The sequence below is a fragment of the Anaeromicropila herbilytica genome (assembly GCF_016591975.1).
In the GTDB taxonomy this organism is placed as follows: Bacteria; Bacillota; Clostridia; order Lachnospirales; family Lachnospiraceae; genus Anaeromicropila; species Anaeromicropila herbilytica.
The window spans coordinates 3,867,087-3,881,221 of sequence record NZ_AP024169.1; the positions used below are offsets into that span (position 1 = coordinate 3,867,087).

Genomic DNA, 14,135 nt, shown 5'->3' on the forward strand with positions numbered 1-14,135 from the left:
ATAAGACGAAAGTATATCGAAGTCAACCTATTTCTCTAGAAAAAAATATGAAGTCTATAATTTTTTTATTATTTGCAGATTATATATTTTTTCGTAATGTGTATAACAGCACTTTGTTAACTGCTAATGTAGAGCTAAGCAACATCATTATAATTTCTAAGGTTTTTTCTTATATTTTAGTTAGCTTTATTATTAGTAATATGAAGAAACCAAACCATATATTCATTACATAGCATAAGAAAATTTTTTATCAATTCAATCCAAAAAGTATGTATAAAAAGTATATCTCTAGAATTCACAGACAAGAATTCTAGAGATATATCTTAAATTACTAACATAATTCCATTACTTTTACTTTATATACTACCTTAATAATTTGACCTGGGGTCATAGTATTTAGTTGAAATCCAGCTTCTGGATTATAATCTGGATAAGACGTTCCGTTTACTGTTACACTGCCTAATACAAAGTTGGTATTATGAGGAGTTGGATCAAGGAAGACTACATTAGTAGCATCAATATTACCAATATTAATGATTGTGATAGTATAGGTTAACCCCTCTCCTATGGTTGCATATTGTTTATCAACTTCTTTTGTTACTTTTAAGTTACCATAAGAAATATTCGTAGTTACTGTATTAGAATAAGCAGTATCCTTATATGGCTGTTGTTGTGGATTTACTAAATATTCAAAGTTAATCACAGCCTGGTTGGTAACTTTATTGGTAGCAGGAACCATATCAACAATTACCGTAAATGTTACATTAACCACATTACCAACATCAATATTATCTAGGTTAAAACCAGTAATAGGATTATAATCTGGTTTACTTACATTGTTTATTTTTACGCTTCCTGGCTTAAAAGATACTCCTGCTGATGGAAGATCCTTAAATGCTATATTGCTATTCATTACATTTCCATCATTCGTTATTCGAATAGAATACAGAATCTCATCTCCAAGAGTCGCAATGAACTTATCTAAACTCTTAACAACGCTCAACCTACCTAATACTATATTGGTAACTACTTCATTGCTTATTTGATTTTTTGTTAAAATAGTTCCATTTGGATCAACTTGATAATGAAATTGTACCGATGAAGTATTTGCAATGAAGGAAGTTGTTGGAAGTGATTTTATCTTCGCACTAAACTCAACTATCACTTTTTGATTTGGTTCTAAATCAAGTAAATCAAATCCTACTGTTGGATTTAAATCAGGATATACAGTATTGTTTATACTAACAGTTCCAGTTATAAACTTACACTCTGGTTGTAAATAATCAAAAAAGAACACCTTAGTTGCGTTTACATTACCTGTATTAATTATCGTTGAGGTATACGTAATTGTATCATCTACTCTAGCATACATCTTATCAACCATTTTCACATTGCTTAATCTACCTATATTAACGTTTGTAGACACCGTATTAGAAGTTGCATTAATTGAATAGTTATCCCCTTCTGGATCTATCTTATATTCTCCCTTAGCAGTTGACTTATTCGTAATAATTGGTGGCAATGGTAATGAATTCACAAGAGCATTAAACTGTACCAACGTATTCTCACCAGCTATTAAGTCTGGTAGGTTAAATCCGTCTATTGGGTTATAGTTAGGATAACTTATATAATCTATTTTTACTGTTCCAGCAGTAAAAATTCCTCCCTCTGACAAATAATCCTGGAAGAACAATGTTGATAAGGTATTGTTTCCTTCATTCTTCACTAAGATATTATAATAAAGTATATTTTGTAAGGTTGCATACGTTTTATCAACCTCTTTTACTGCCGTTAGTTTTGGTAGTATTATAAGCGTATATACAGTGTTCGATTGGGTTGACTTATTATAATATTGTTCGTCTGGATTAATCTTGTAAGAAAACGTAGCAAGAGCATAATTTAATATACTATTTTCTAATGGAAGGCTTGTTACTGTGACTGTAAATAGGATGGTAACACTATCTAACGGCTCCATATTCTCAACAGGAAATCCTTTTATCGGATTGTAATCTGGATACGATACCTCATTTATTTGCACAGAACCTACATCAAACGTAATATCTGATTGTAGATTATCTGTAAAATAAATACGCTCCGCTCTTATATTGCCGACATTTTGAAGTACTATTTTATAGGTTAACACATCACCTATGGTAGAATATAAGAGATCTACACTCTTTGTTAACTTTATTACACCAACATTTATCTGAGTTGTTACCGTATTTGATTTGAGTTGAACAATGATATCGGAACCATTTGGATCAATGCGATAAGCAAATGTTATATCCGCTGTATTACGAACAATGGACGGGATTGGAATGCTAGTTACTACAACCTCAAACGATACTACTACTTTATTTCCTGGAGGAATATTTCCTAATGTAAAACTTGAATATGGGTGATACGTTGGATAAGAAGTATCGTTAATCATAACCGAACCATTAACAAAACTTATACCATTAGAGATGACATCTCTAAAATTCACGTTCTTTGCAATTGTATTACCTTTATTCTCAACGATAACAGTGTAAGTTAAGACATCATCTATGGTTGCATAACTTTTACTAACTGTTTTGTAAGCTATCACCGATCCTATATTAACTGTTGTTGTAACAGTGTTTGATACACTCTCTTTTACTATTGGTGGATTCATAGGATTAATCTCATATTTATAATTACACTTCGAGGAGTTATAGATCGTATAATCTGTTGGTAATGTTTGAATTGTTACAGCAAACTTCACAACTCTATTTTTATAACCTTTAATAACTCCTAATGAGAATCCCGTATTTGGGTTATATTCTGAATAACTAATATCATCTATTACTACACTTCCAGTAACAAAGCTTACATTAGTCCCTATGATATCTTGAAAAAATACATCAACACAGTCTGAATTCCCTTGATTTTCAACAGTAACCGTATAATTTAAGGTATTTCCTAATGTAGCATACTTTTTATCTACTTCTTTCGTAAGAGCTAGATTACCATAATTAATCATTGTGGTTACTTGATTCGATGTTGTAGTAATTGTAATTGGCGTATCATCTGGAGTATATTGATAAGTGAATGTAATATCCGCTTTATTATTGAATAATCCAAGATCAGGAATTCGATTTACATGAACGCTAAATAGAATATTATGCGACTGATCAGGCATTAAATCCGTAAGTACAATTCCTCTATTTGGATTCACATTATTATATGGTGTACCATCAATGATTACACTTTCTAGGTTAAAGGAAGCATCATCCTGAATCAAATCCTTCAAATTCAGGTTCGTAGCCTTTACTGATCCTGTATTCTTAACTAAAATGGTATAGGTTAAATCTTCATTTAGCGTTGCATATAATTTATCTACCATTTTCGTAATGGTCAATTCACCAATCGACAGATAAGTTTGTGTTGTATTGGTGTTAATTGTAGCTGCAACTAGTTCTGATCCTACTAAATAATCATAATCAATAGTAGCATAGTTATAAATAATATTATTCTTTGGCCTACTCTTTACAGTTGCCATAAATTCAACTTTAGTTGTTCCATTCGCTGCAATATCAGAGAGTATATATCCAGCATTTGGATTATATCCTTTTTTCTGTACTCCATTTATATAAACGGAATCTTCTATAAAGACAATGTTCACATCAAGTACATCCTTGAATATGACATTCTGTGCTGCGATATTACCTTGATTGATGACCATAATTGTATATTTAATGGTATCCTCTAATTTTGCATAAGCCTTATCTACTGTTTTATTCGCTGACACAATCGTATCATTTACATCAATTATTGTAGTATTCGAAGTGGTATTCTTTGTAATTAGACTTTCATTTGGATCAATGAAATAAGAATAATCAATCTTTGCCGTATTTCGTAATTTATTATCAGTAGGAATTGCATTAACAATAGCATTAAACCGAACATTAACCAGTTGCCCTACTGGTATATCACCAAGTGAAAATCCAGTATTTGGATTATATTGTTGTTGATTTTGATCATTAATATATACGGTTCCCGTTTGAAAAGCAGATTCTTTCTGTACTATATCCTGGAAAAATACATTAGAAAGAGGAACATTTCCTGTATTTGTGACAACAAAGCTATAGGTTACCTCATTAGATAATCTCATAACGGTACGATTGGCTGATTTTGTAATCGTAATGCTGCCAAGTTTAATATAGGTTATAACTGGATTACTCGTAATACTTCCAATGGTTGCTGGCTTACTAGGATCTATCTTATATTGATAATTAACATTTGAAGAATTGGATACATAGCCTTCACTTGGAAGTCTATTAACGCTAACTTCAAATATTACCTTTACATCTGATAGTGGTCTTATTTCTCCAATCGGAAATCCTTGATTTGGATTATAATCTCTGTAAGGTGTTCCATTAATCGTAACGGAACCACTAGTAAACACGGTTTGTTCTGGTATAACATCAATAAATTCTGCATCTATTATGCTAGTATTTCCAGTATTTCGAATGATGGAAGTATAGATTAGTTTATCATTTACGGTAGCATACACTTTATCTACTGTTTTCGTGTTCGTAACGATTACTTGATTAATATTGGTCGTCACTGTATTACTGGTTAAACTAACTTCGACATCTGGTAATAGTGGACTTAGTTGATAATGGAATTTTACCTTTGAAGTATTGGTAATCTTATTACTGGAAGGAACACTATTTAATTTCACCTGAAAAATAATTGTTACTGTAGATTGTGGCATAATATTCTCTAGAGTGAAACCAGTAATTGGGTTAAGATTTGATTTACTAACGCTGTTTATAATAACAGAACCCTCAACAAAACTACCACCGTTCGATAATACATCTGTAAAAAATACATTCTTTAACTCTACAGTTCCTGTATTATGAACTTCAACGGAATAATTCAAGATATCATTCACTGTAGCATAAGCTTTATCCACTGTTTTGGTGATGGATGCAGAATATTCATTGACTATGGTACTTACTAGATTACTGGTAGTTGATTTGGTAATTGGTTGCCCATTTGGATCTACGAAAAAACTATAACTTAAGTTTGCTCCATTTGTTAAGGTATTTGGTACTGGCACAGAATTTACTGTAGCTTTAAATTCGACAGTAACAACCTGCCCCATCTCAAGTTTCCCTATGGTAAATCCAGTACTTGGATTATATCCCGTTTTGTTTACTCCATTTACATATACAGACCCTGTAACAAAGCTCTCCTGCACAGGGATGATATCTGTTAAGAATGTCTGAACTGCTGCTGTATTTCCAACATTAGCTGCCGTTATTTTATACGTTAAGATATCCCCAACGGTTGCATATTGATAATCAACTTCTTTTTTTAAAGACACGGATGCATATGGAACATACGTTATCGCAGTGTTCGAGAATTCTGTCTTTGTTATCTTCATACTATTAGGGTTCGTTTGATAGGTTAGTAACACTTCTGAAACATTGGAAATATAACCTACTGGAGGATTAGAAATAATAATCGTAGCAAAGGATATTGTATGAACCTCTTGTGGTTTTAGATCGCTTATTGAAAATTGGGTACTTGGATTTAGGTCCTTATAATTAATTCCATCAATATATACACTGTTTGGATAGAATTCCATATACGTTCCAATATAGTCTGAAAATTTCAGATCCTTTAGCGTAACAGTTCCTGTATTTGTTATCGTAACGGTATATATAAGTGCATCATTTAACCCAGCATAACTCTTATCAACACTCTTTACGATACTATACTTTGCTTGATTAATTACTGTTTGAACGGTATTACTATACCCAGTTTCTACCACTGCTTTACCATTAGGATCAGGTTTATATTGATATATTATCTCACTTTTATTCTCAATGCGATTTGGACTTGGTAGGGAATTCACCTTTACCTTAAACCTAACTTCTACCGTATCTTCTGGGCACACTGTACCAATACCAAAACCTTGAATAGGATTATAATCTGTATAAGGGATACCATTAATCGTAACAGTTCCTGTGACAAATGATGCTTCTGCTTGAATGGCATCTAGAAATGTACTCTGAATCACACTTATATTACCGTGATTTGTAATTCTGATTGTATAATATAGAATATCGCCAACCTCAGCATACTCTTTATCCACTAACTTAATAAAATCCATACATACAAAGTTTGCTTTCGTATTAACAATATTAGAATCTTTTTCAGACGTTATCATTGTTTCTCCTGGTACAATCTCATATTTAAAAGGAATTTTGGCTTTATTCTCTACGTTATCTTCCTGATTCAAACTATTTACTAAGACTTTATATTTAACTTCTATTGTCATTTCTGGATTAATTGAATCTGGTAAATGAAATCCATCAAATGGGTTAAGACTAGGATAATCTATCTCATCAATCGTTAAACTACCATTAACAAAAGATGCCCCAGGAATATTAGGCTCTTTTACGAGAACATTATTCGCTGGTATATTACCGTTATTCGTTAAATCTAATTGATAACCTACCCTATCACCTATCTTTGGATAGTTGTTGTCATTACATCTTTCTTCGACTACATTACTATATTGTATTTGCACGAAGGTGTTATTGCTAAGTTCCGTTTTCCTTCTTAGATATCCATATTGATTAAAGATATAGCCATGTGTAACAGCACTTTGATTCATTACTTTAGTGGAAGCGGATAAAGACATTACTTTTGACTGGAAGGTAATCTCCAACTGGTTTCCTACGCTTAGATCATCTAGACGAAATCCATCAACAGGATTAAGCCCTGGAACACGCATTCCCCCTACTGTTACAGAATCTAGCACAAAGTTAGAACAAGCATCTAATTTATCTTGGAAAAACACTTCTCTAGCTAATTCAGTACCAACATTTTCAATATTCACAGTATACGTAAGAATATCACTTAAGCTTGCCGTATTTTTTGAAACAGATTCTATGATTTTCAATTCACCATTTTGTACAATTAACTCAATCGCATTCGTTTTTCCTGTATTGGTTATTCGATCAACTCCAGAAGTGAATTGATAACTATAGTCCGCATTCTGTTTTAACTTACCACCTACCGGAACATTCTTTACCTTAACAGAAAAATGTACAGTAACAATACCTCTAGCTTCTATGGTTCCTAGATTTATACCAGCGATAACATTGGCAGTTTGGCTCTCCTTACCGTTAATAACTACAGATCCTGGTATAAATGATGTACTTGTATTAATGTTACTAGATATTGTAACATTGTTAGCGTCTATATCTCCGTCATTACGAATTTGTACCTTATATACTAATGTTTCTCCAACCTCTATGTTATACTCTTTATCTCCGTCAATATCATAGGCATCCATCGTTGCGATCATATCTGGCGATTTTGATAATACTTGCACTCCTAACGCTACTAACTGTACACCGTCACCTATTGTTTCTTCGGTTACTTGACCAGCTAATAATGTCTGATTCGTTACAAGTGTTTTTGATATGTCAACATTTGATATATCCCATTTATTTCTCGCTCCCATTGTCTGAGTTGGTACAAATCCATCATGGTTTTTGGTTCCATTAGTACCATCAATATTTAATAATCCATTTGTTAAACTGGTTGGGTTGACAACATTAATTATCCCAGCGAAAAAATTGTTACCTGGATTATTAGGTGCAGTTCCTGGATTAGCACTTGGTGAATGAACAGAGTTTCCTATATTTTTAAGCCCTGCAAAGGAAGGTCCTACTGCAACTACCTCGTAACCATTTAATACACCACCATTTGCACAAGCCATAAATATATTTCCTTTTAGACTATCAAGTTCAGAACTCATTGTAAAACCTGATATTGTTGCCTGCAATGGAGTATTCGACGTTGCTATTGCAATTCCAGAAGAATAGATAATCTTTTGAGGTTTAAAATTATCATTACGGTATATCACCGATAACGACCATCCAGCTCTTGTATTGCTTAATCCTGAACTTGGAACACTAATTGGTACTTTTGATACGCTGTATTCCCCAGATAATGCAGCTTGTACATAGTTTGTAGCATTCGCTGCTCGGTATCTATCAATCGTCCCCGAATCAGCCTTATAACTTTCCCCATATTCAGGTACAATGGAATACGTTCCTTTTGGAGTCTGAAAACTGATTGTACCATCCTCAATACTTCTTAAATCTAAAGCTCCTACTACATTACTTTTTACTGATGAATACCATACTAACTCTGCGTAAAGTACTGTACTATTTGATAAGATTTCTAAATGTGCAGCACTTCCAGATTGTGTCCAATTTCTCGTTGTAGTTCCATCTAATTTAATAAGATCTGACGTATTCACAGATGGTTCTGTTGTACTACCACATACAACCAAACTATTGCCCGTCGCTACTAGAATTGCTTTATCAATGGTTGTAAAATGTTGCAATAAGGGCATAATCTACCTCCTACTAATTAAGTCATAATTCTATTCTAAAATGCTCTATTCTATGATATATCTGATTCTATTGATTGGTGACTTGTCACTCTTAAGTTTCAGAATTAGATGTAAAGCGCCGATAAAAAAAGCCAGCGATATCTTGAGGAATTTTCCTTATTTCTCCTCAACATCACTAGCTTATCTTGATAAAATATAGGTTATAATCATAAATTGTCTCTAATGAATCGGATCATGAAATATAAAAGTATGCTATCCATAAATGCAATCTTCTGTATTTCTTCTCCAGTATACATTACAGTAGTTAGATTACTTTTTTTATAGATTGCAATTGGCTTTCTCTCAATATGATAGATATAATCATATTTTACTAACGCGGTATTCCTTATTTCTCCCTGCTGCTGTGGTAATACTAAAACTTTAAACTTAATATCAATGCATTGATTAGGATAAACATCACCAATATAAATACCTTTATTTAAATTGATACATTCTATTATATTACCATTCACAAGAAATGAGTTCTTAATATATTTAAGTCTTGTAGGAATGTCATCATAAAAATATGCATTCTTAATCTTTACATTACTATTATTCTGAATAAGAATGGTATACGTTAAGATGTCATATGCAAAAGTAACGTCTTTATTAACTCTTTTATGAACTTCCAGTTGATCCATGATGATTTGAGTTGAAACAGTATTACTTATTATAGATTTACTTATACTATAGCTATCCATTGATAATCGATAGCTATAATCAACTCTACATTCATTCACTACTTGCATTTTTCACCCAATGATTCATTCATGAATATATAGAAACTTGCTCTTTCTTCCAATATTTATGAATTTTCTTATACTATCCCACTCCTGTTTTCTATCATTCTATGATATCTAAGATGCCTTCATACATCTTTTTCTCTTTTACTATTAGGATTCTTGCGTCTTCGTCTTCCCTCCAGCCACAACTACGCCAGCTATAATAAGAATAGCACCTAGAATCCCCATAATCGTTATCTTCTCATGAAGAATAATACACGCCACAACCATTGTTACAAATGGACTAAGATAAATATAATTATTCGTCGTTACAATACCAAGCTTTACCGTTGCAACATTCCATGCAACATAGCAGATTCCACTTCCTAATACCCCAAGAAATATCAGACAAAATAGAAAAGAGGGTCTTTTTATCCCTTCCGTCGAAAATGGAGCACCTTCCAATAAAAGCATTGGAAGCGTAGTTATAATAGAATAAAACACGACCTTACGTGTCAGATAAATGGAATCATATTTATGTACATGATGCTTTAATATGACCGAATAGATTGCCCAACATAGCGCTGCACTTACTGCTAAACAGTCCCCTACAGGATCTAAGTTTAGTACGACAGTACCATTAAATACGACAAGAGCTACTCCAAATAATGCAATAACCGCACCCAGTACAATACTTTTGTTCATCTTCTCATCTTTCGTTAAAAAATGAGCTAATATGGCTGTTAATATAGGAGCTGCAGATAGCAGAATACTTACATTGGACGTACTTGATATGGTAAGTGCTCTATTTTCAAAATAAAAATAAATCGTTGTACCTGTAAGTGCTAATAATAGAAATATTCCTTCTTCTCTCCAACATGTTTTTTGTAACTTATGATTTAAAGCAAACAATGTTACGTATGCTATTACAAAACGCATAATCATAACTTGTACGGGTGTATATTCTTCTAGTAATAGCTTACTCGCTATAAAAGTTGTTCCCCATACTATGATGGTTATTGTTGCTAAAATATGTCCATAAAGTTTCTCAGATGTCGCTGTCATTGTTAAACCTTTGCCTTTCCTTATGTATATTATGATTCGAGGGTCAAAAAGCCTTATTTTAGTTTACTAAGTGTATATCGCTGTATAATTATGAATTTTGGCTACCTTTCCCTCAAGCATCATATTTTTTACAAGCCTCAGAACAAGCAAAAATACTCACTTACGTTCCTATTTTTACTTTGAGTCTTGACAAAATATAAACGATACTTTCGGCCGGACTACGCCATAATTAATAATTATACATCAATATACACAATCTAGGTTAAGAAAGGCTTTTGACTCTCGAATCATATTATAGATATATGTCTATTCCAGATAAAAAGCTAGAATAGAGAATCTTTATAGACTCTCTATCCTAGCTTAACATAGTTGATTATATGTTATCAATCTTTGCTTTATTTTTTATTTAAATCTTCCTCAGTAAATACTTCGTTGATTGCAGCTCCAGGTGCTACCATAGGCCATACCTTATCGTCCTCATTAATAACACAATCGATAACAATTGGTTTATTGTATGTCAAGGCTTCCTTGAAACACTCTTCAAATTCTTCAATTGTTGTAGCGCGAACACCTTTTGCTCCTAAAGCATCTGCTAATTTCACGAAATCTACACCATCATTAAGAATCGTATTCGAATATCTCTTTTCATAGAATAACGTCTGCCATTGTCTTACCATTCCAAGAACATGATTATTTATAACTACTTGAATAATTGGAATATTATATCTTGCTGCTGTTGCAATCTCATTCATATTCATACGGAAACAGCCGTCTCCAGCGATATTGATTACGGTTTTATCTTTCCTACCAAGTTTTGCTCCAATGGATGCGCCAAGGCCATATCCCATAGTACCAGCACCACCAGAGGTGATAAAGGTTCTTGGTTTCGTATATTGATAAAATTGAGAAGCCCACATCTGATGTTGACCTACTTCTGTTGTGATAACTGCATCGCCTTTGGTTAACTCATAGATTTTCTCGATAATAGCAGGGCCAGAAAGTATAGTATCTTTATATTTTAATGGGTACTTTTCTTTTGACTCTTGAATCCAATCTAGCCATTCGGTATGGTCTTGTTTTTCTAGTTTTTCATTAAGTATTTGTAAGATACTCTTTACGTCACCTTTTACACTGGCATATGTTAATATGTTTTTATTAATTTCTGCTGGATCAACGTCAAATTGAAGTACTTTTGCATTTGCTGCAAATTTATTAGCATTTCCTGTAACACGATCACTAAATCTTGCGCCAATTGTAATAAGAAGGTCACATTGTGTAACTCCAAAATTCGATGTTTTTGTTCCATGCATTCCTAACATTCCTGTGTAATAAGGGTGTGTTGCGTCAAATGCACCTTTTGCCATTAAAGTATCTGCAACAGGTGCTTGCACTTTCTCTACAAATTCTTTTAACTCTTCATAAGCCTCTGAAATAATGGCTCCACCACCAACAAAGATATATGGTTTTTTTGCTTCTCGAATTAAATGAAGAGCAGTCTCTATATCTTCATCAGTAATCTGTTCTGTAATTCTCTTAATTGGCTCAATTGATACTGGTGTATACTCAGTTACTGCAGCTGTTAAATCTTTTGGAATATCAACTAAAACTGGCCCAGGACGTCCTGTACGTGCTATCTTAAATGCTCTTCTTAAAATATCCGCTAACTTAGTGATATCTTTTACGATAAAATTATGCTTTGTAATTGGCATCGTTACGCCAGCGATATCAATTTCTTGAAAACTATCTTTACCAAGTAAACTTACTCCTACATTTGCTGTTATGGCAACCAAAGGTACTGAATCCATATATGCTGTTGCTATTCCTGTTACAAGATTGGTAGCTCCAGGTCCAGAGGTTGCTAAACATACACCCACCTTTCCTGTGGCTCTTGCATATCCATCAGCTGCATGGGATGCCCCTTGTTCATGCGATGTTAAAATATGCGTAATCTCATCCTGATGCTTATAAAGTGCGTCATATATGTTTAGAATAGAACCACCTGGGTATCCAAATACAGTATCTACACCTTGTTCCTTTAAACATTCTATTACTATTTCAGAACCTGTTAACTCTCTCATACATTACCTACCTTTCTATTCTTGCTCCCATCTGTCGCCTTTGGCGAAGTATAAATCAGGGGTCTTTTTTTAGAATTAATATTTTGGCACTTCTAAGATTGCACCACGGTTGCCTGATGTAACGAGTGCTGCGTAACGAGCCAAGTAACCTGTTAATTTTCTATCTTCTTTTGGCTTCCATGCTTTTCTTCTCTCTTCTAATTCTTCGTCAGAGATTACAAAGTTTAGTGTATTCGCATTAATATCAATCTGAATGATATCTCCTTCTTGTACTAATGCAATATTTCCACCAACTGCTGCTTCTGGTGAGACATGACCAATAGAAGCTCCTCTAGATGCTCCACTAAAACGTCCATCTGTTATTAATGCTACGCTTGAACCAAGTCCCATACCCATAATTGCTGAGGTAGGATTAAGCATTTCTCTCATACCAGGTCCACCCTTTGGTCCTTCATAACGAATAACAACTACATCTCCTGATACAATCTTTCCATCTTTGATTGCTTTAATTGCGTCTTCCTCGCAGTCGAATACTCTAGCAGGACCTTCATGTTTCATCATCTCTGGTGCTACTGCTGAACGTTTTACAACTGCAGAATCTGGTGCAAGGTTACCTTTTAATACTGCAATACCACCTATTTCACTATATGGCTGTTCAATTGGACGTATTACTTCTGGATCTATATTCTTACAATCTTTAATATTTTCATAAACCGTCTTACCTGTTGCAGTAATTAAGTCTGTATATACTAAATCTTTTTTCATTAGCTCATTCATTACCGCATATACACCGCCGGCTTCATTTAAATCTTCCATGTAAGTATGGCCTGCTGGTGCTAAATGACATAGATTAGGAGTTTTTGCACTGATTTCATTTGCTTTATCTAAGTTAAGATCAATTCCAGCTTCATGAGCAATTGCTGGTAAATGTAACATACTATTCGTACTGCATCCGAGTGCCATATCAACAGTTAGCGCATTTAAAAATGCTTTTTCTGTCATAATATCTCTTGGCCTAATGTTCTTTTCTAATAATTCCATTACTTTCATACCAGCTTGCTTTGCAAGTTTTAATCTCTGAGAATATACGGCTGGAATTGTTCCATTTCCCTTTAAGCCCATTCCTAATACTTCGGTTAAACAGTTCATACTGTTTGCTGTATACATACCAGAACATGAACCACAAGTTGGACATACTTTATTCTCGTATTCTTCTACATCTTCTTCAGTCATTGTTCCTGCTGCATAAGCTCCAACTGCTTCAAACATACTAGATAGACTAGTCTTGCATCCCTTTACTTTACCTGCAAGCATTGGTCCACCACTTACAAATACGGTTGGAATATTAACTCTAGCTGCTGCCATCAATAGCCCAGGTACATTCTTATCACAGTTTGGTACCATTACTAAAGCATCAAATTGATGAGCCATTGCCATTGCTTCGGTTGAATCAGCTATTAAATCTCTTGTAACTAAGGAATATTTCATTCCTTGATGTCCCATCGCAATACCATCACACACTGCAATTGCTGGAAATACAATAGGGGTTCCACCAGCCATAGCCACTCCCATACGCACAGCTTCTACAATTTTATCAAGATTCATATGCCCAGGAACGATCTCATTATAAGAACTTACGATACCTACTAATGGTCTTTCCATCTCTTCTTTTGTTAATCCAAGGGCATTAAATAAGGAACGATGTGGTGCTTGTTGCATACCTTTTGTTACTGAATCACTTCTCATATCATTACCACCTTTTCTATTTGATTTTCTATTTTTATCTTCGTATTCTATCTACTATCTTAGTTGTTGATTAGAGTT

At 33.7% G+C, this 14,135-nt stretch carries 5 protein-coding genes; all 5 read right to left on the reverse strand.

All coding sequences use genetic code 11. The annotated features are described in order from the left end of the window. Positions 1-331: 331 nt before the first annotated feature. Positions 332-8,407 carry a DUF7507 domain-containing protein gene (locus tag bsdtb5_RS16695; RefSeq protein WP_271713108.1) on the reverse strand — a complete coding sequence of 2,692 codons (8,076 nt, stop codon included), beginning with the start codon at positions 8,405-8,407 and terminating at the stop codon, positions 332-334. A gap of 206 nt (positions 8,408-8,613) precedes the next feature. Continuing rightward, a complete protein-coding gene (locus bsdtb5_RS16700) occupies positions 8,614-9,195 on the reverse strand; it encodes a DUF11 domain-containing protein (protein ID WP_271713109.1) in 582 nt (193 codons plus the stop codon). Between the two features lie 144 nt (positions 9,196-9,339). Then, positions 9,340-10,233, reverse strand: coding sequence for a DMT family transporter (locus tag bsdtb5_RS16705; RefSeq protein ID WP_271713110.1), 894 nt, complete (start codon positions 10,231-10,233; stop codon positions 9,340-9,342). A gap of 395 nt (positions 10,234-10,628) precedes the next feature. Further along, the gene (ilvB, locus tag bsdtb5_RS16710; RefSeq protein WP_271713111.1) at positions 10,629-12,311 is read right to left on the reverse strand and encodes a biosynthetic-type acetolactate synthase large subunit; all 1,683 of its coding nucleotides are present in this window, start codon (positions 12,309-12,311) and stop codon (positions 10,629-10,631) included. A 75-nt stretch (positions 12,312-12,386) separates the two neighbouring features. Next, positions 12,387-14,057, reverse strand: a complete 1,671-nt coding sequence (gene ilvD, locus bsdtb5_RS16715; protein WP_271713112.1) for a dihydroxy-acid dehydratase — start codon at positions 14,055-14,057, stop codon at positions 12,387-12,389. Between the last annotated feature and the right edge of the window lie 78 nt (positions 14,058-14,135).

Excerpts from the sequence above, each read along its gene's own strand:
- bsdtb5_RS16705 (WP_271713110.1), bottom strand. The coding sequence starts at position 10,233 with ATGACAGCGACATCTGAGAAACTTTATGGACATATTTTAGCAACAATA.
- ilvD (WP_271713112.1), bottom strand. The coding sequence starts at position 14,057 with ATGAGAAGTGATTCAGTAACAAAAGGTATGCAACAAGCACCACATCGT.
- ilvB (WP_271713111.1), bottom strand. The coding sequence starts at position 12,311 with ATGAGAGAGTTAACAGGTTCTGAAATAGTAATAGAATGTTTAAAGGAA.
- bsdtb5_RS16695 (WP_271713108.1), bottom strand. The coding sequence starts at position 8,407 with ATGCCCTTATTGCAACATTTTACAACCATTGATAAAGCAATTCTAGTA.
- bsdtb5_RS16700 (WP_271713109.1), bottom strand. The coding sequence starts at position 9,195 with ATGCAAGTAGTGAATGAATGTAGAGTTGATTATAGCTATCGATTATCA.